Source organism: Nostoc sp., from assembly GCF_036917375.1.
GTDB lineage: Bacteria > Cyanobacteriota > Cyanobacteriia > Cyanobacteriales > Nostocaceae > Nostoc.
Window position 1 is genome coordinate 12,185 of sequence record NZ_JBALDN010000085.1, and the last position, 18,599, is coordinate 30,783.

General features: G+C 40.2%; 17 protein-coding genes and 1 pseudogene. 6 read left to right on the plus strand and 12 right to left on the minus strand.

What is annotated here, in order from left to right; translation table 11 throughout:
- Window positions 1-4: 4 nt before the first annotated feature.
- Both rplT and rpmI read right to left on the minus strand, forming a co-directional pair.
- Complete coding sequence (gene rplT / locus V7K45_RS21930) at window positions 5-361, minus strand: 50S ribosomal protein L20 (RefSeq protein WP_289795542.1); 357 nt, start codon at window positions 359-361, stop codon at window positions 5-7.
- Window positions 362-380: 19 nt separating this feature from the next.
- Window positions 381-578 (minus strand): 50S ribosomal protein L35, encoded by a 198-nt coding sequence (gene rpmI, locus V7K45_RS21935; protein ID WP_094350284.1) that lies wholly within the window; start codon window positions 576-578, stop codon window positions 381-383.
- 65 nt (window positions 579-643) lie between these two features.
- Here rpmI and V7K45_RS21940 point away from each other — a divergent pair, with 65 nt between their 5' ends.
- Window positions 644-808 (plus strand): GrpB family protein, encoded by a 165-nt coding sequence (locus V7K45_RS21940; RefSeq protein ID WP_335007167.1) that lies wholly within the window; start codon window positions 644-646, stop codon window positions 806-808.
- Between the two features lie 4 nt (window positions 809-812).
- Here V7K45_RS21940 and V7K45_RS21945 read toward each other — a convergent pair whose 3' ends face one another.
- The 4 genes from V7K45_RS21945 to V7K45_RS21960 form a co-directional block, all read right to left on the minus strand.
- Window positions 813-1,535, minus strand: coding sequence for a hypothetical protein (locus V7K45_RS21945; RefSeq protein ID WP_335007109.1), 723 nt, complete (start codon window positions 1,533-1,535; stop codon window positions 813-815).
- A 295-nt stretch (window positions 1,536-1,830) separates the two neighbouring features.
- Complete coding sequence (locus tag V7K45_RS21950; protein ID WP_335007110.1) at window positions 1,831-4,251, minus strand: ATP-dependent helicase; 2,421 nt, start codon at window positions 4,249-4,251, stop codon at window positions 1,831-1,833.
- A 218-nt stretch (window positions 4,252-4,469) separates the two neighbouring features.
- Entirely contained in the window at window positions 4,470-5,243 is a 774-nt protein-coding gene (gene aqpZ / locus V7K45_RS21955; RefSeq protein ID WP_335007111.1) for an aquaporin Z, read from the minus strand.
- 478 nt (window positions 5,244-5,721) lie between these two features.
- Window positions 5,722-6,810, minus strand: coding sequence for a RuBisCO accumulation factor 1 (locus V7K45_RS21960; protein WP_335007112.1), 1,089 nt, complete (start codon window positions 6,808-6,810; stop codon window positions 5,722-5,724).
- Window positions 6,811-7,119: 309 nt separating this feature from the next.
- On the opposite strand from V7K45_RS21960, the gene V7K45_RS21965 reads away from it, so the two are divergent.
- From V7K45_RS21965 to V7K45_RS21975, 3 genes are all read left to right on the plus strand, one after another.
- The gene (locus V7K45_RS21965) at window positions 7,120-8,064 is read left to right on the plus strand and encodes a response regulator (RefSeq protein WP_289795550.1); all 945 of its coding nucleotides are present in this window, start codon (window positions 7,120-7,122) and stop codon (window positions 8,062-8,064) included.
- Between the two features lie 82 nt (window positions 8,065-8,146).
- Window positions 8,147-8,851 (plus strand): bifunctional demethylmenaquinone methyltransferase/2-methoxy-6-polyprenyl-1,4-benzoquinol methylase UbiE, encoded by a 705-nt coding sequence (gene ubiE, locus V7K45_RS21970; RefSeq protein ID WP_335007113.1) that lies wholly within the window; start codon window positions 8,147-8,149, stop codon window positions 8,849-8,851.
- A 144-nt stretch (window positions 8,852-8,995) separates the two neighbouring features.
- Window positions 8,996-10,231, plus strand: coding sequence for a DUF445 domain-containing protein (locus V7K45_RS21975; RefSeq protein WP_335007114.1), 1,236 nt, complete (start codon window positions 8,996-8,998; stop codon window positions 10,229-10,231).
- A gap of 109 nt (window positions 10,232-10,340) precedes the next feature.
- Here V7K45_RS21975 and V7K45_RS21980 read toward each other — a convergent pair whose 3' ends face one another.
- Window positions 10,341-10,916 (minus strand): Uma2 family endonuclease, encoded by a 576-nt coding sequence (locus V7K45_RS21980; protein ID WP_335007115.1) that lies wholly within the window; start codon window positions 10,914-10,916, stop codon window positions 10,341-10,343.
- A 419-nt stretch (window positions 10,917-11,335) separates the two neighbouring features.
- Here V7K45_RS21980 and V7K45_RS21985 point away from each other — a divergent pair, with 419 nt between their 5' ends.
- A complete protein-coding gene (locus tag V7K45_RS21985) occupies window positions 11,336-15,010 on the plus strand; it encodes a DEAD/DEAH box helicase (RefSeq protein ID WP_335007116.1) in 3,675 nt (1,224 codons plus the stop codon).
- 78 nt (window positions 15,011-15,088) lie between these two features.
- Entirely contained in the window at window positions 15,089-15,988 is a 900-nt protein-coding gene (locus V7K45_RS21990; protein WP_335007117.1) for a hypothetical protein, read from the plus strand.
- Here the strand turns inward: V7K45_RS21990 and V7K45_RS21995 are convergent.
- From V7K45_RS21995 to V7K45_RS22015, 5 genes and pseudogenes are all read right to left on the minus strand, one after another.
- Window positions 15,979-17,052 (minus strand): annotated as a pseudogene (locus V7K45_RS21995) (cytochrome P450); the annotation flags it as partial. The gene V7K45_RS21990 and the pseudogene V7K45_RS21995 sit on opposite strands and share 10 nt — an antisense overlap.
- A 12-nt stretch (window positions 17,053-17,064) precedes the next feature.
- Window positions 17,065-17,343, minus strand: a complete 279-nt coding sequence (locus V7K45_RS22000) for a hypothetical protein (protein WP_335007118.1) — start codon at window positions 17,341-17,343, stop codon at window positions 17,065-17,067.
- A 70-nt stretch (window positions 17,344-17,413) separates the two neighbouring features.
- A complete protein-coding gene (locus V7K45_RS22005; protein WP_335007119.1) occupies window positions 17,414-17,752 on the minus strand; it encodes a hypothetical protein in 339 nt (112 codons plus the stop codon).
- 154 nt (window positions 17,753-17,906) lie between these two features.
- Complete coding sequence (locus V7K45_RS22010; protein WP_334739510.1) at window positions 17,907-18,125, minus strand: toxin-antitoxin system HicB family antitoxin; 219 nt, start codon at window positions 18,123-18,125, stop codon at window positions 17,907-17,909.
- Between the two features lie 6 nt (window positions 18,126-18,131).
- The gene (locus V7K45_RS22015; RefSeq protein WP_335007120.1) at window positions 18,132-18,554 is read right to left on the minus strand and encodes a putative toxin-antitoxin system toxin component, PIN family; all 423 of its coding nucleotides are present in this window, start codon (window positions 18,552-18,554) and stop codon (window positions 18,132-18,134) included.
- Between the last annotated feature and the right edge of the window lie 45 nt (window positions 18,555-18,599).

The window sequence follows — 18,599 nt, forward strand, 5'->3', positions numbered from 1 at the left end:
ACCTTTATCCTTTAGCTTGAAGTGCCAATTCAGCAACTTTGCCGAAACTAGCTGGATCGAGGACTGCCAATTGCGCCAACATCTTGCGATTTAGTTGGATATCAGCTTTTTTCAAGTTACCGATCAACTGGCTGTAACTCAAGCCGTGTTGCCTGGAAGCAGCATTGATGCGGGTGATCCAAAGGCGACGAAAATCGCGCTTTTTCTTTTTGCGATCGCGGTAGGCACTCCGTAGCGCCTTCATCACTTGTTGGTTGGCAGTTCTAAACAGAGTTGAATGGGAACCGCGAAAACCTTTAGCTAGTTTGAGAATTTTATTGCGGCGTTTGCGAGCTACATTACCGCGTTTTACCCGAGTCATAACTTATTTCCTAAAATACTTACAAATATGGGAGCATCAAGCGCACGTTAAGTTCGTCGCGTTCGTGTACAAGCGCACTTTTACGCATACCACGTTTTTTGTCAGAAGATTTGTGTTCTAAAAGGTGGCTTTTGAACGCTTTGCGACGGACAATTTTACCGCTACCGGTAGCACGGAATCGTTTTGCCGCGGCTTTACGAGTCTTTAGTTTAGGCATGGTCTAGCTTTGATTCGACACGATCCATTATTATATACTATTAAAATTGCTATAACTGCAATTAAATAAAGGATTTAGCCAACCGCGATCGCTACGAAGTTCTAAAACGCGACTTGGCGGCAAGTTTTCGGAGCGATCGCGAAGCTTATACGAATGGTAAAAATGAGTATATCCGTGCTTTGATGGTCAAAGCACGGAATGAAGATATGGAAAAAAATCAAAGCCATTGATTATTTAACTTTTTTCAGTGGCGTTGGCTTTTGGATCTAAAATTATTTGCGAAGTGGATTTATTCACATGGTAAATCCAAGATTGCTCTTTAACCTTGACAATCACTTCCCAACCTTCCACGGGGTCGTACTGCTGGGTGCAGACTTCGCCAAAGTTGAATTGGCAGAGATTTCCAAAGGTTTTAGGTGTAGTTTGAGTAATTTTTAAATCAGTAATTTCTACCCCAGAACGGCTTGAGGCATCGCTCAAAATTGCATCTGCGATCGCCTTCGGCAATGTTTGTAAAGTACTCACTTTGGGATCTAAAAGGATTTGCTTTCTAGATTTATCTACATGGTAAGTCCACGAATCTTGACGGACTTTGACAACTACTTCCCAGCCTTCAATGGGGTTGTATTCCCTGGTACAAACTTCTCCAAATTTGAACTCACAGGGATTACCAAAGGTTTTCGATGTGACTTGAGTAATCTCTAATTCCCGTTTACGTAGACCGGAACGGAAGGATGCATCTCCTAGAATTTTATTAGCGATCGCTTTCGGCAACTCGTTTGCTTGGGATTGGGATATTTGAGTGCCGTCTGGGTAAGGAATAGCACTAGCAGAATTGTTTTCAATGAGTCCGAATCCATAAGATAGCAAGCTTGTCAACACCAGCGTCAAGAAAATTCCTCTGGGTGACTGGAAGGTACTTTTAATTACGGCAGATTCTTGGATGATGGATTTCATAATACATATTGATTGTTAAAAATTGAACAAATAATATCCCAATTGCAATCATAGTTTCTCTGACGTTGCCCTCTCAATTCAGTTTCTTTATAAAGAGCAGGGGAGCAGAGGAGTTGTAGTTAAGAAAAATTGTAGGTTGGGTTAAGCAAAGCGCAACCCAACAAAGCCCAGGAAATGTTGGGTTTCGTTCCTCAACCCAACCTACACAGGTTAATATTTTTGGTGCTAACTGAACCGTATTGCCTTATAAAGGACTTCCAAATAAAAAAATATTCAATTATTTCTTGGAGTTCCCTTATTTGCTCATTGTCGCTAAATTGACCACACATTCAGGAAATTGGCGTTTTAATGCTGGAAACACCGGACAAGGCGCTTGTTCTTGTAAATTATCCGGTTTACTCCAAGTAAAGGGGGCTTTCTGCGCCGCAGACATCCACAGCAGAAGCTTTGCTCGTGTCATGGCAACATAGAGTAAACGATACTCTTCAGATGTTTTCAAATTTTTTGCTACCTCCCATGCCTGACCAACATCCGGTATGACAGATTCTTCGTGGAGAGTCGCGCGAATTTGGGCGCGGGCTACTTCTGATAAGGTAAAGTCGCCTAAAAATTGGCTTTGGGGAGGAACCCAAAATCTGCCAGGAATCAAGTTTTCGTGGAGAAAGGGAAGAAATACATAGTCCCAATCTAGCCCTTTAGCTTTGTGCATAGTGATAATCGTCAGTTGACCGCGACGGGTATAACGTTCTTCCGAATCCTCGGTTTCCACTGGTTCAAACCGTTCGGAACTAACGATTTCACTTAAAGCTGACAGCATTCCCCCCATCGAACTATTGCCAGCTATCTGCTGATTTACCCGTTCTGCAAGTTTATCAGCAGTTGCCAATTCTGCCTGGTCATAATTTAAGGTCAAGGCGAGAAAGGAAATTAGCTGGTAAAGAGGCAATTCCAAACGAGCGCGGAGCAAGCTGCGACACAAGCGGGCAGCTTTTTGTACTGTTTCTGGCTGGGGTGCTGCTAGGGGGCCAGGATACAAAAACTCTTCTGGCAGACTAGCAAGGGCGTTGAGGTCTTGGGTAGGAATTAATTGGCGCTGTACTAATGCTTCTAAGGCGGCTTTGAGGTAATCGGGGGAGTGGGGACGATCGCAAAATTGCAATAATGCCAAAATTTCTTGAGGAACATGGGAACGGCGATCGCGTTCTCCCACATCGTAAAGTGTAATTTTATGCTCTTTGCACAGAGGTATCAGAGCTTCTGCTAACCAGCGTCCTTGGCGATTTTCTCGGACTAAAATCGCGGCACTATTTTTTGTTGGGTCTTCACCAAATAACTCAATCACTCTTTGAGATAACAATTCAACGGTGTGATGAATATCGCGCGGTGTATAAAGTTCTAATCCTCGTCCTACGGGTGCGGGGTTGGCGTTAGCTTGCGGATCGCCAATTTCCACAGGGCGAATTGTCTGCAAGCGAAATGGTACTTGTCGGTTGTCAGGAATTTGTTGTTTGTTGTTGGTTTTGGTTGTTGCTAACCATTGATTATTGATCCATTTGAGGGCAAAGTTAGCAGCTTCAATGATAATTCTAGTACTGCGACCAGCTCGATCCATCGTTGCCAATCGTTCGATGCGATCGCACTCTTCGCAAAATTGTCGGAAATAAATCGGATCGGCTGGAGTAAAGGTAGAGTTAATCGCCTGGTTAGGGTCGCCAACTCGGACTAAATTGAGTGGGGAGTGCGTAGAGACGCGATTCATCGCGTCTGTATTCATCCCCTCATATTCCCGATTACTTGCCAAAATTTCTAATAGCTGCGTCTGAAGAGGGCTAGAATCTTGGGCTTCGTCTTCAAAGACGGCGAATATTTGGTTTTGCTCGATGTGGCGGGCACTGTCGTTTTCTAAAACGCGCAGTGCGGCTAAAATCATATCATCGTAATCGATAAAATCACGCGATCGCATCAAGTTTTGATATTGCTCGTACAATCCCGCCGCTACGCTCAAAATTGCATATTCGTCTGTGGTTTGTTTACTCCACTCCCGCAACAATTCTGGCGATATTCCAGAACTTTTTGCTTCATGAATTACCGTATTAGCCAATTCTGGTAATACTTCTGTTCGCAGCACCGATTGACGACGCAACCTTTCTGTCTCTTCTCCATCAAATTGATGACCTTCCAATAACCGCAAATATACATCTGGATTATTTACAATCCATTGTTCTACAGCAGTTCTGATAAAGCGATGACTTTGGGTTGGTGTAATTAAGATGACATTTTCTAACTGCAAACCTGACAAATCAGAATGGCGGTTGGCAATGTTCAACGCTAGACCGTGTAGGGTATAGACAAAAAATCCTGTCTGAGGTAGAGATAAATCATCTCTTAAAAATTTACGAATCTTTGCTTTAATATTGGCAGCAGCGGAGCGAGTAAAAGTAACGACTACCAACTGACGCCGGGAAGATGAACGCTCATATTGACGGGCGATCGCGATCGCTGCTGCCGCAGCCATCCCAGTAGATTTGCCTGCACCAGGAACGGCTGAAATCGCCAAAGGGCCAGATTGCCAATCAGCCATTTGCTGCTGTCCAGGGCGGAGACTGTTGCGGATTGTGAGAATCTTCTCCTGCAAAGAAGGAATAAGCGATCGCTCAGATAATTCTGAGTCGAGTAATTCTTGAATCACAGGAGCAGTAAATTTAGAGTCGGACATATTAAATTATATATTTTAATAGATATTGAATTTAATTCTCAAACCGCAGATATGAATAATCTTCGGTGATTCTTAATCCCAAATTATTAAATAAATTACTCCACTGTTTTTGCCCTAATTATTCTAGGACACGAGCTATATCAAAAATATTATGTCAATCCCCTGACTGAAAATATAACGCGTGGTTAATTTGTTCAGTTAGGGGATTGTTAAGAAAATTAGACTAGTTCTTTGATACTTTGCCGTTCATCCACATTTGATTCACTAAAGATCGCTACGTACAACCATCCTGCTAAAATAGCCCCCAAGATCGGAGCTATCCAGAACAACCAGACTTGCGAAAAGAGTCCTGCACCTGCAAATAGAGCAACTCCAGTACTACGCGCAGGATTAACCGAGGTATTGGTTACAGGAATGCTAATCAGGTGAATTAAAGTGAGTCCAAAACCAATTGCCAGCGGTGCAAATCCTTTAGGGGCACGGCTATCAGTCACACCCAGAATAATCAGCAGAAACATGAAAGTCATCACAACTTCAGTAATAAAGCAAGCAAACAGCGTGTAACCCCCTGGAGAATGAGTACCGTAACCGTTGGTAGCCAGTGGGTTGGAGCCAGTTAAGGTAAATCCAGTTTTACCGCTAGCAATCAGGTAGATAATGCCCGCACCAACAACTGCACCGATTACTTGAGAGACGATATAAGGTAGTAAGTCAGATCCCGGAAAGCGCTTACCTGCCCACAGTCCAAAGGAAACAGCTGGATTGAAATGACCACCAGAAATATGACCAAAAGCATAAGCCCCTGTGAGGACAGTAAGCCCGAATGCCAAAGATACACCTACTAATCCAATCCCCAATGGAAAAGAAGTATTCTCGCTGATTTTTGCAGCATCTGCTGTGTAGGCTGCGGCTAGAACAGCACTACCACAGCCACCTAAAACAAGCCAAAATGTGCCGATAAATTCTGCCAAACAACGTTTTGTGAGAGACATTTTTGGAAAATTCCTTGTTCCGCTACAAATGAGTAATAGTTACGTTACACAATGTTTAAGTCATTGCTTGCTGTCAACAGAAAATCTATTGCTTTTATTTTGTGATGAAACTAAATTGAAAAAAAATAGAAATTTTTTTCTCAATAGTTAATTGTGGTGATAAAATATGAAAATACAGTAAAATTTAAGATAATAGAAAAAATACTTAATTTTTTAATAATTTTCATCGCATAATAGTTGTTGCAATCCGGTTGGTCTTAGCTTCAAAAACCGTCAACTGCGTAGCTTGCTTATCTAGTAATGATATTAAGGCAAACCCAAAAAATCACCAAAAATGTTGGGTTTGGTTCTTCAACCCAACCTCCGATTTTCATTAACGTAACCGTGTTGAGATTTTTGCTTTAGTTAGTTTAATCTCCAACACTCCCACACCTTCTGGCGTGGGAGTGTTACGCAGTTAGCTCGTCTAAAATTGAATTTATTCGTCAATCTGCCATGAATCCTTAGTTAATTCTTCATCCAGAATTTTCTTAGGACGCACGATGATAATAATTTGTCCTAGTAGAGGAATTTCTGGCTCAGTTTCAAACCATTGAAAATCTAATTCCCCACCATTTTCAACGACAAAATAGCTGGAGGCATCCCATTCTCGTTGGGCACGATCTATTACTACTACGACTGGCCCGGTTTGGCTTTGGGTTTGGATCGGGAAGCGATCGCTATTCGCTAAAATCACTACTGGATCTTCTGCCGCCAATAACACTTGCCAACCTGGTAAGGGTACCCAAGCTTGCTCTCCAGAAAACTTAACCATCCGAAATGGTTCAATTTCTGTCAGTATGGGCACAGCTTGCAAGTCTTGCCGTGATAATGGCAACTCGCCTACCACAGGCAAGATTCGGGGTAACTGTTCTTCAAATTCCAAGCGGTAAAACGGTAAAATTGGCGCTGGACGCTGGGGAACGGTAGTGAAATCAGTCAGTAGTTGTTCGATTTTTTGTCTTGCCCCTGGCGTGTGAGCAAAACGCAAACCTTTGGCGATTAGGCGCGATCGCTGTTGCAAATCTGCATTTTGGCGTGCCAGTTTCCAAACTTGGTGAGCAACGGCATCTCCAGGATGAGCAGAAAACCCTTCTGGCAAGGTGCGGAAATAGGAGAATTCTTTAATTGCTTTTGCTATTTCCCGTGCCTCATCAGCATCAACATTGTGGACAAAGATTAGTTCGGCAGCGGCGGCGCGTTCTTCTTGAGTAAGTAAACGTAGCTCGTATAAAACATCGCTGCCACGTGTACTATAGTGCGATCGCGTTTCTGCCGATACTCCAAACTTTTCCAAAGAATTGTAAACTTGGGAACCAACAACCACCTGGTTTTGTTGAATCGGCTCAAATCCAGTCGCCTCAAAAATTTCTTGGGGGTTGTAACCGATTTTTAGCAACGAGGCGATCGCGGCTCCCCATTCCACCCAGTTGCCTTGTTTTTGCCTCAGTCTTCGCAGTAACTCTTGTGCTACATCGTTTGTAGCATTATCTTCGGGATTCTGAGTGTTGGGTGGTAAATCAGTCATAATCGGAGTGCAAGCTTCAACTTGAGAGGTTAATTAACACCTCATGAGCAAGTATTATTCTAATCTATACCCAGACCTACACCTCATCCACGATCGAAACTGCCATAGTTTTGCTGATTTAGTTAGTTTTTCTAGTGCAACATTTTTTAATTCAGATATTTGGGCAGATAAATTTCCTCTGTAGCACTCACTATTACCGTTCTCAAATATGCAAAATAACTCCGTATAAACCCTTGGCGATTTTCAGCTATTCTCAACTAAACTTGGTATGGAATATAACAAGAGAGTGAATATTTAAAGGAAAATCTTATGGATAAACCCAATCTCGAAATTGATAAAGTCCAATCTCAAGTTATGACTCTCGAACGACCAAAAAAGCTGAAAATCTTGGTAGTTGACGATGAGCCAGATAATCTCGATTTACTTTATCGTACATTTCGACGTGACTTTAATGTTCTGAAAGCTGATAGTGGGGTGAACGCTCTACAAGTTTTGGCAACAGAAGGAGAGGTAGCGGTGATTATCTCCGATCAACGGATGCCAGAAATGAAAGGGACTGAGTTTCTTAGCAAGACTGTACCTCAGTTTCCCGATACAGTCAGAATAATTCTCACTGGATTTACTGATATAGAAGACTTGGTAGAAGCAATTAATGCCGGACAAGTCTACAAATATATCACCAAGCCTTGGGACCCAGGGGAACTGAAGGCAGTGGTGCAAAGAGCAGCCGAAACCTACGACTTGCTTAAGCAACGTACAGAAGAATTACGCCGTGCTCATGCTCAAATGGCGCTGCTGAGTGTTTTGGTACAGGTAACTCAAGCCGCTTCGAGCTTAGAAGAAACCCTCGCTCCCATTGCTAGAGCGGTGAGTGAAACTTTTGGGGCAGACGGCTGTATTTTACAACTTACAGATGGAAATACTCTGGTTGCAACTCAAGGAACTTACAGCGATACAGGTACAATAGAAAATTGGCTATCTCAAGACCCACTAACCAGGGAAGCGATCGCTACGGGACAAATGCAAGTTTCCTTAAATGTACTTAAAGACACTAAATTAGTCGATGCGATTCACTACCAAAATACGGGTGTGCAAGCACATTTAGTGATCCCAATTAGCTACCGCAATCAACTTTTGGGTGTATTGTCGCTACAGTGGAAACAACCTTGCACTTTGCGAGAAGATGAATTGGTGCTAATTAATTTATCAGCACAACTAGTGGCGATCGCTCTGACTAGTAGTCACTCCCATTAAGGTATTGTGTAGTTGTCATTAGTCATTTGTCCTTTATCTTTGGCAAATGACGAATGACTAACGATCAATGACTTCTTGACCAATGACTAACGAAATTCAGTCCATTTTTAACCGTATTGCTCCAGTTTATGACCAGTTGAACGATTGGTTGAGTCTGGGACAGCATCGAATCTGGAAGGAAATGGCAGTAAAATGGAGTGCAGCTAAACCAGGAGATACTGCATTAGATTTGTGTTGCGGTAGTGGTGATTTAGCTTTACGTTTGGCCCGGCGTATCGGAGCTACAGGACAGGTGTATGGAGTGGATTTTTCCCAAAATCTGCTAGAAAAAGCTAAAGAACGCTCACATTGGCAGTATCCCCAACCTGCTATCAGCTGGGTAGAAGCTGATGTCCTCAATTTACCCTTTGACGACAACCAATTTGATGCCGCAACAATGGGCTATGGTTTAAGAAATGTTAAAGATATTTTCCGCAGTCTCCAAGAGCTACACCGTGTTTTGAAGCCGGGAGCTAAAGCCGCAATTTTAGACTTTCATCGACCGAGTAATCCTCAGCTACGTGCCTTTCAGCAGTTGTATCTGGACAGTTTTGTAGTGCCAGTTGCCAGTTATTTAGGCTTAAAAGAAGAATATGCTTACATCAGTCCCAGCTTAGATCGCTTTCCCATCGGCAAAGAGCAAATAGAGTTAGCTCGTCAAGTTGGTTTTGCAGTTGCCACACACTACCCCATTGCGAACGGTATGATGGGAGTGCTAGTGCTTAGTAAGTTAGGAGTTATTAGTTAAAAGTTATGAATTATGAGTAGTGATAAATTCTCATTTAAAATTTATCATTCCTAACTCCTAACTCTTGTACAGACGCGATTAATCGCGTCTCTACTGTTAACTCCTAACCTAAGCTCTAACTTTCTAACTTTTTTAATTCTTCCCTTGGACTGGTCTCATCTTTGGCTTTATGTGTCTCCCCCGGTACTGGGTGGAATTATTGGCTATTTCACAAATGATATAGCCATCAAAATGTTGTTCCGTCCTTACCGAGCAATTTATATCGCTGGACGAAGAGTACCCTTCACCCCTGGATTGATTCCCCGCAACCAAGAACGTTTGGCTCTGAATATTTCTAAGACAATCATGGGGTCACTTTTGACACCGCAAGAATTGCAAAATCTGGCGCGGCGTTTGTTGCAAACAGAACGCGTGCAATCAGCAATTCTTTGGTTGTTGCGGTTAGCAATTGAACAAATCAAAACAGATAAAAACGAGAAAAGTGCCAAAATTGTAGCGGGAATTTTGCGGGATTTACTAGGAGAATCTTTGCCACGATTGCTTAAGGTTTTAGCGCGGCGTGAAGATTTTTTAGAAGCGCAGATCAATCAAATTTTTGACCAGATATTGCTGGAATTTCAACTGAGTGAAGAACAAGCTACGCGGCTTGCTGATTGGTTGTTACAAGTAGTTTTACCGCCGGATCTTTTACGCCAAACGATAGTTGATTTTTTGACCGATCGCACGATTCAAATTATCGATGAAGGCTTCCGCGAAAAAACCAGTGGGACTTATTGGGTAGTAGCAAATTTGTTTGGCTTACGTAATACTCTTACACGGCTACGAACTTTTTGTTTGGATGAAAAAGAGGCTGCTAATAGTCGCTTGCAGGAATTGACTCAAGATTTGCAGATGCGCGATCGCATTCGGAAATTACTGCAAAATTTATCATTACAAAACTTGCCAATGGGTACGGTTCGTCAACTCCGAAAAACTACCCGCGAAAGTGTCCGCCATTACCTGCAAAATAGTGGCAGCGATTTTTTACAAGGATTAACTGATTCTGTTGATTGGGAAAATATTGCTGTAGTGCTGCTAAATCGTGTTAGTACTTCACCAGTTGTCAGTACTTCTTTAGAAGTCATGAGTCAAGAATTGGCTCTAATTTTAGAGAAGTATTTGGAAAAAGATTTAGAAGCAATTGTGTCGCAAGCAATTCCGATTTTGTCAATAGATCAAGTGATAGTCGATCGTGTCAAATCAACTTCACCTGCTGATTTAGAAGCTGCAATTGAGGGAATTGTCAAAAATGAATTACAGGCAATTGTGACTTTAGGTGGTGTTTTGGGTTTTGTTATCGGGTTATTGCAAACAGTGTTTTTAGTATTAAGTCAATATTAATTTTTTCTGTAAATTTGTATTACATTAGAGTTGCAAGTTATCCCGATTATGAAATGAGTGAAATTGAGCGATCGCCTTTTGAAAAGAGATGTGAGTAAAAAGCGATCGCTTAACTCAAAATCTGTGCTAAATCAAGAACAAACCCAGGCAATACATCCTCTCCTGATAAACTAGTAGGCGATCGCAAAACCTCAACTTCCTGTGCTGGACGATAAATTTCCACCTGTTGGTTCTGCGGATCAATCAGCCATCCTAAACGCACACCGTTATCAATGTACTCCTGCATTTTTTGTTGCACAGTCTTTAAGCTATCTGAAGCAGAGCGTAATTCTACCGCAAAATCGGGTGCCATTGGTAGGAATCTGGCGGGGTCTGGATTTAAAGCTTCTAATCGCTTGCGACTTACCCAGGATGCATCAGGAGAGCGATTTGCGCCATTGGGAAGTTTGAAACCCGTTGAGGAATCAAAAGCCAAACCTGTGCCATCAGCGTCAGCCCAAAATTCTAACCGGGCTGTTAGTTTTGAATTTCGATTTCCGCTTTCCCATCCAGTTGGTGGCATAATAATTAATTCTCCCTCTGCCGTGCGCTCAAGTCGCAAATCTCGATTATTCTGACACAGTTGGAAGAACTGCTCATCTGTTAATTCAATGGCGGGGCTGAGGTTCAGAATTAGGGCAGTCATAATTGCCTCTCAATCTTGCTAACTGTAGCGTAGCATTTGGTTGACATACTAGGTTGACCATCTAAATAACTACGATGCTTACTAGAGAGCTATTTTCAGTTATGTAAAAATTTGTTTCATTGTTATCTGTCTGATAATAGTAGATGAGACTTGATGTTTTTCTCTCAGCTTATACTAGCAGGATGCTGTATTCAATCACACCCTCTTATTATTCTGTTGACTTAGCACATTTATTCTAAATTTCAGAAGTTACCTCGCTCAAAAGTAAAACAGAGAAAGCGTTATAGTTCTGGTTGAATACTTATGTCATCATTTTGCTACGCCATCACTTTTTTAGTATTAAATTTTACATATACTTTAAAATTATCTGAGTTAAAAGCTTATATTATAAATCTGATTAATATTAGAGAGTATATTAAATGAAAAAAAGACAAAAAATAACTAGGTTTAACGGAATATCAAAGTGGTTATCTAACTCAGTTAGCGAATCTGAAGATAAGCGGTATACACATCGTCTGCTCAAAGAAGATAAAAGCCAACGAGATATAATTCTCAATGAATTAATATTAATCGTTCAAAAAGCTCATGAAGATGCTCGATATCGTCTTCGTAAATTAGCAGGAAATTCTCTTGTTCCATTCGGGGATTTTTCAGAAAGCGATCCAAGCTATGGCTATCCTGAACGTCTTAATATTATATCTCGTCAAAGTTATTTTGGAGATATATTTTCAGGAATTATTGCCGAAAATTTTGCTCATTTTGGACAGGAGAATTGGGAAGTTCCTGCTTTTCTTTTTCGATTTCATCTAATTGAGTTTCAGCATTTAGAATTTCTAAATCAAACTGAAGAGATTGCAAAAAAGCGACCTGGACGTACAGGTGATGATTGTCTTGCTTTTTTACGCAACAGCGAAGGAGTAATTATTGCTTCTCTATTTTGTGAAGCTAAATGCACAACTAATCATTACACAGAAATGATAGCTGAAGCACATAAAAAGGTAAGTGAGCCACATATCAAACCTGTTGATATCCCACAAATAATTGAGATTTTGGGGGATTACAATGATCTTTCTTCATCTGAATGGGTTGATTCTCTAAGAGTTTTATGGCTAGAAAAAGTTGATATAAATTATGAGCGCTGCGATTTAATTAGTTATATTTGTGGTAAGCATCCTGTCGAAAATCCAACCTGGATATCTCCCGATAAACCACACGAACAATATACAGCAGGAAGAAGACTCGAAGCAGTTGAAATTCATCTTCATGAAGTTAAAAATCTTGTTATAACTGTCTATAGTCAGCCAGCAAGTGCAACAGCTTCAGTAAATATTTCTACTCAGACAGTTCAACAACCAGATGATTCAGAGGTTGCAAAAGCCAACTCTGATGTCATAGTAGAGGGGGAAGTTCTGCAAAATGAGATGACTCAACCTAGTAACGAAGTCATTGCTTTAGCGAAAGAACTACAAAATAGTCTGGCAGGTAGCAGGCTAACACCAGCAATTGCAAAACTTTATAGCCAACATACCAGACTTCGCGCAGGAGGAAAGGGATTAACTGGGTGGCGAGAAGATGAAGCAGGTGAAAGATTAAATGATGCTATGCGCCTTATTGAGGCTGCATTTATCCAGCGAGAAACTGGAGATACTAACTGGCGTAATGGAATGCTACGGGCTGGTGAGTTATTTGAATGGCTATCTCATCCCCAACTAAACCCGGATCTTTTACCAATTCGTTTACTTGCAGCAGCTGTGTATGAACTTGCTGGTTATCCTGCTAGGGCTGCGGGTTTACTCAATGAAGATATAAGTGAGGGAGTAGAGTCAGAAATTTTACGTTCTTTGCTAAAAGCTGATTTTCCTAGTTTATTGCAACGACTGACAGAATATTGGGCAACTGTAACATCATCAAATTTCCAAACTGAAACAAGTCTTCTTTGGGATGACACTGATACAGCTGCTGACAGATTTAACAAGTTGATTGTTAAAGAAACTGCTAGTTCTTTAGGAATTTTATGTGCAAAAATGCGCTGGGGAAATGAACCAAGATTAGAAAAAGCTATTGAAAAGCTTTCTGATATTGCTAAGGTGCTTCTTCATGGACATGACACTTATTCTTGGCTTTTAGGAAAATTGTGCGCTGAAGTTACGTCTGTATATATACAAACTTCTCTACGACATCATCTAGAATTGCTTTCTCAGATGATTACTCCAAATGGTAGAAATTTCTTAGAACGTTATTTACGTCAAAGTTATCAAAAATGTAAAGCTTTAGCATGGCGTTCTCAAATTTGTGGAATCGAACGACTAGCCACAGCAGAATCATTTGCGCTCTGTACCCCTACAGGTTCAGGAAAAACAACGATAGCAGAAATTGCAATTTTGCAAAGCTTGTTTTTTGAAACAACAAATTCTAACAACTTAAGTAACTCTGCTCCTTTAGTAATTTACTTAGTGCCAAGTAGAGCGCTTGCTATAGAAGTTGAATCAAGTCTGTCTCGTGTTTTAAAGCGTTCCACTAATAACAATGTCATAATTACAGGTTTATATGGAGGGACTGACTGGGGGCCAACAGATGTATGGCTGACATCAGAACAGCCAACAGTTTTAATTTGCACTTATGAAAAAGCAGAAGCTTTGATTAAATTTTTGGGTACTCTATTTATTCGTAGAGTTTCTCTTCTTATTATCGATGAAGCTCATGCAGTTCAATTTGATGGTAATAAAGATTCTTTACAAAAAGCTGAAAGTAGATCCTTACGCTTAGAATCATTAAGTGCAAGATTGTTTACTTATATAGAACAAAATAATAGCCGAATTATTGCACTATCTGCTGTTGCATCACAAACAGAAAACGCATTAGCAAGCTGGATAGAGAATCAAACCAACGCTAGCCCAGCAAAGACATATTACAGAAGTACGCGCCAATTAATAGGCCGACTTGAATGCTTACCAGGAAGAAAATTTGAAATACGCTATGACTTACTAGATGGTAGAGGATTGGGATTTCAAGAAGGAGGACAAGCTGACACACCCTTCATTCCACGTCCATTCCCAGCATATCCCCCTGCTGGTAAATTAGAAACAAATAAAAGTCCTGGAAAGCGTCTTCGCCCTCATCTATTCTGGACTGCTATGCACTTAGCATCTCCAGATGATAAAGAACAACAACGAGCAGTACTGATTTCAATAACACAGAAAATTGACGGATATGCTCAAGACTTTCTTGCGCTTTTAAATAAAGAATGGGAAAGCATATCAAAGCCTTTATTCTTTCAACCACCTTCAGAACCAGAAAAAGTTAAAATTTGGCATAATTGTTTACGCTCTTGTGAAGACTATTTTGGTGCTGATTCCTGCGAATACCAATTATTACAGAAGGGAATTGTGATACATCATGGAAAAATGCCTGAGTTAATGGCTAGATTACTGATCGATTTAATAAGAGAGCGAATTGTACATTTAGTTGTGGCAACTTCTACACTTTCTGAAGGTGTTAATCTTCCTTTTGAAACTGTTCTAATTCCCAACTTACAACGTTGGTCAGATAACGATCAAAAGTGTATAGATATCAATTCTCGTGAATTTGGTAATTTGGTTGGCCGGGCTGGACGTCCTGGATTTGGAACTGAAGGGCGTAGCTTAGTGGTTTTGCTTAGTACTGAATCTATAGAGCAAATAAAAGATCCCAAAGAAAAATATAATGCCAGTAGAACTCGTAACAAATACAACTCTTTGATAAATAATTTAACAATACAAAATAATGACAATTATGAAAATTCAAATTCCCCAAGCCCTTTAGCTCAATTATTGCTTCATTTAGAACAACAATGGCAAAGTATTTCTCTTTCTAGCTCACAAGATACTTTTTTAACCTGGCTAGAACAAACTGCACCGATTTCTTACAACAATAATCTTTCTGAAGCAGAATCATCAGCAATTGAAACTCTAGATTCACTAGATAGTATTTTACTATCTGCAATTGTTGAAATTGAGCATCTAGCAACAAAAGATTTAAGACCTGATGAGTTGGAAGAGCAACTTCAAAAAATTTGGCGGAGAAGCTTTGCACATTATGCGAGTTCCGATAAATAAAGATTAGAAAATTTATTTATCAGGCGAGGTAGAGCATTAAAAACAGAAATTTATAGTAGTTATTCACAACGTCGGCGTTTGTATCGTACCAGTCTACCACCGCGTGCTGGAAATGAACTTTTAACTATTTATCCTAGACTTAAAGAGGAGTTACAAAAAGGTAAGAATTATATCATTTGGACATACGCTCAACGCTTTAACTATATTGAAAGTTTGGTTGGTGAACTCGTACAAATCTCAAAATTTAAGCTGAAGATTCCATCAAAGAAAACTTTAGGTGATACTTCTTGGAATGAAATATTACGCTGGTGGCTTGATCCTATCAGATCAATTAAACAACCCAAGTCTAGTCAAATTTCAAATTGGCATTCATATATTAGTCAAAATTTTGGATATAGATTCAACTGGGGTCTAGGAAGTGTTATTGCATTAGCAATAGATGAAGCTTTTGGTGGTAAGTTAGTTGAATCATCATTGGAAAACTGGTCACAAACTGGGCTACCTTGGATTGTTTTCTGGATGAAAGAACTTATTGTATGGGGAACTTTAGACCCAGTAGCCGCATACTTGCTTGCTAAAGTAGAAGATGTAACAACTCGTAAACAAGCTGAAGAACTAGCGCAAACTTACTATCACTACATTAGCGAAAGAGAATCAGAACCAAATGAATATCTTAATGCAGTTAATATAAAAAACTGGGTAGAACAATCATTTTCCAGTGTTGAACGACATTTACCAACTCCCAAACCTGCTAATCAAATTAACGTCAATTTGCTGAAAGATTTCAGTAAGGCTCCAAGCAAAAATTGGAGAGTAGTACCAGTAGAAATTGGGGATGATATTCAATGGTTTGATTTAGCAGGATTTCCACTTGCAATTTGTCAAAAACCTGAAAAGTGGCAGTCTGATTTTCTAAATACCTATGACTTCATGCTAGATGCAGAAAATCGATTTGTTTCATCAAAGATTTATGTTTGACTCTTCAAAGGATGCTTTATCAGCAAAGGCTCAATATATGCTTGTAGAGTATCTTTAACTTTAGAAGGCTGATAAATTGGAGCGATCGCAGAATAATCAGGTTTTACTGTCCAGTCGTAATGGCGAAGCAGTGTAGAAAGCACAATCTTCATTTCCATTTGGGCAAATTCCATGCCTAAACATCGGTGCGAACCATAACCAAAACCCATTAGTGCTAAAGGATGTTTCTTATCTTCTTCACGAGGTAGTGCAAAGCGATCGGGGTCGAAGCGATCGGGATCTGTGTACAGTTCTGGTAAACGGTGAGTCAGCATCGGCGAAATAGTCACAAACCAACCTGCTGGGATACGATAACCTCCATACTCAATATCTTTAAGAACACCACGATTATAGGCATATACTGGCGGATAGAGCCGTTCTGCTTCTTTTAGGACGTTGGTTAACTGTGGAAGTTGTTTGAGATGGGACAGATTAAGGGGATTATTTCCCACAACTGCTAATTGTTCTTCACGCAGTCGCTCTCTCCATTCTGGGTGATTACCTAGTTCAAATATTACCCAACTCAGCAACGAAGCTGTAGTCTCATGTCCAGCAAATAGTAATAGTAATGCCTCGTTGATTATCTGTGCTTCGCTCAATTTATTGCCGTCTTCATCAACAGCTGCTAACAGCAATCCCAAAACATCTTTTGATTCTTCTAAGTTACCTTGCTCGATACGCTGGGCGATCGCTTCACGTAAGAAAGCCACTAACTTACCCCTAGCATTTTGACCGCGACCATATAAGGTAAAAGGGACATTCCATTTCAATATCGCCATACTGCTATCTAGCAGTTGTGTAAACCACTGACTGGTTTGCTCAACTTCGGTCTTGTTCTGACTTCCCAAGAACAGGCGAGTCGCAACCATTAGGGTAAGCTGACGGAAACTAGAATTTAAGGAAATCGTTCCTCGCTCTCCCCAATCTTTGAGGAAGCCTTGCACAATATTTTGAATGGTATCGAAGTATGTAGCGATCGCTTTTCCGTGAAATGCTGGATACATTAAGCGGCGAGTTAGGCGATGTTCTTCCCCATCTTATAATAAAATATTATTACCAAATGTTGATTCTAAGAAATACCAACCGATCCGCGACGACATATTTTCAGCTTGTTCTATCAGCACCAGCCGATTAGCATCAGGGCCAATTAGATAAGCACGTTTGTATCCCATGACGCTCGTCTTAAAAACTGAACCATGCTGCTGGAATCTTCGCCATAGATACAGTTCTAAATCCCGAAATATTTCTAAAGTCTCCCCCAATATGGGCAAGCCATAGCTACCAGGCATTTCCTCGGCGGATTTTAGCTGCCGCATATTTGACTACCTCCAGCAGTAATTAGCTACAATTTAATTGTAAAGGGCAGTTAGACTTTGCAAATCTAAATTACCAATTGTGGTAGAGTTTTTCTGCGTAGAACATAATCTCTTCATTTGGCAATCTAATTTTTGGTTTTTGTCGAGGATACAAACTTTCAACTGCACCTGTATCCTGTTCAATAACAGTGGCTGCTGCTTGTAAAACTGAGTTTTTAAACAGAAATTTCATCACAGGATTGACGACTTTGGCATACATCAAAATAAATGTCTTGGTGATTTTTTCTGTTTCCGGGTAGAGAAGATGAATTTGAGCAATATCACCAATAGGCGTTTTAGCAAAAAAAGCTGTAGTTGAAGGAAAAGCGTATTCAAGACTATTAGTAAGAGTTTTAGGAAAAACTCCCAAAATAGGATTTTTTAGAACTTCTCCTAGCGTGTTGTTGGCTCTAGTCAGTTCTTGTTTGACTGTGGAATAGTATCCTTTTTCTTCAAAATGACTTACATTACATGATGTAATTTTAAATAGTTCTTTATGAGTGCCATTTTGGTGGTTATAGTCACTATTCTGTCAAAGCATCAAGTTTAGCCAGTATTCTTAAACCTTCTTCTGAGTTCCCAGTTGCAGCCATTGCTTTAAATCTGGTATTGGCATCAAATTCTGCTAGAGCTATGGTGGAAAGTTCTTCAATCAGTTTATTTACACTTATACCTTTAGCTTGAGCAAGTTCTTTTAACCTGTTGTGTTTTTCGTCTGGTAAACGAATAGTTAAAGTTGCCATTTTTGTTTAACTCCTAATAATTTTTTCGGGTTTTAATATTGACAATTTAGGAAATAACAATTCAGTATTTTGAAAATCTTTAATATTGTGAGTGGCAATAATTTGAGCATTACCAGCAACCGCTAATTCAATTAGGTGGTTGTCAGCTTCATCTTTTAAATTAGGTCGCCATAAGTAGTAAATATAAATCCATTGACTCACGCTCATAAATGATGCGAGTAAAGCAGAAATTTCTGCACTCGTTAAAGGGCATTTGGCGATAATTTCTTCTCGCCCAATAACTGACTCATACTCAGAAAATAAAGCGTTTCCCATCAAAGGTTGATATTCGCCTTTCAAGCAGCGTCGAATGAGTTCTCTGCTGGAACCCTTAGAGCTAATAAGTGCACTAATAAAAACGCTGGTATCAACCACAATTTTAATCTCCATGTAAACATGGTAGCATATATGCTATCAGGACGCTCCTAGTCAAAA

Coding starts and splice junctions, on each gene's coding strand:
- V7K45_RS21985 (WP_335007116.1), top strand. CDS start 11,336: ATGAAAAAAAGACAAAAAATAACTAGGTTTAACGGAATATCAAAGTGG.
- V7K45_RS21945 (WP_335007109.1), bottom strand. CDS start 1,535: ATGAAATCCATCATCCAAGAATCTGCCGTAATTAAAAGTACCTTCCAG.
- rplT (WP_289795542.1), bottom strand. CDS start 361: ATGACTCGGGTAAAACGCGGTAATGTAGCTCGCAAACGCCGCAATAAA.
- V7K45_RS22010 (WP_334739510.1), bottom strand. CDS start 18,125: ATGGCAACTTTAACTATTCGTTTACCAGACGAAAAACACAACAGGTTA.
- ubiE (WP_335007113.1), top strand. CDS start 8,147: ATGACTAACGAAATTCAGTCCATTTTTAACCGTATTGCTCCAGTTTAT.
- V7K45_RS21960 (WP_335007112.1), bottom strand. CDS start 6,810: ATGACTGATTTACCACCCAACACTCAGAATCCCGAAGATAATGCTACA.
- V7K45_RS21965 (WP_289795550.1), top strand. CDS start 7,120: ATGGATAAACCCAATCTCGAAATTGATAAAGTCCAATCTCAAGTTATG.
- V7K45_RS21980 (WP_335007115.1), bottom strand. CDS start 10,916: ATGACTGCCCTAATTCTGAACCTCAGCCCCGCCATTGAATTAACAGAT.
- aqpZ (WP_335007111.1), bottom strand. CDS start 5,243: ATGTCTCTCACAAAACGTTGTTTGGCAGAATTTATCGGCACATTTTGG.
- V7K45_RS21950 (WP_335007110.1), bottom strand. CDS start 4,251: ATGTCCGACTCTAAATTTACTGCTCCTGTGATTCAAGAATTACTCGAC.
- V7K45_RS22000 (WP_335007118.1), bottom strand. CDS start 17,343: ATGCGGCAGCTAAAATCCGCCGAGGAAATGCCTGGTAGCTATGGCTTG.
- rpmI (WP_094350284.1), bottom strand. CDS start 578: ATGCCTAAACTAAAGACTCGTAAAGCCGCGGCAAAACGATTCCGTGCT.
- V7K45_RS22015 (WP_335007120.1), bottom strand. CDS start 18,554: ATGGAGATTAAAATTGTGGTTGATACCAGCGTTTTTATTAGTGCACTT.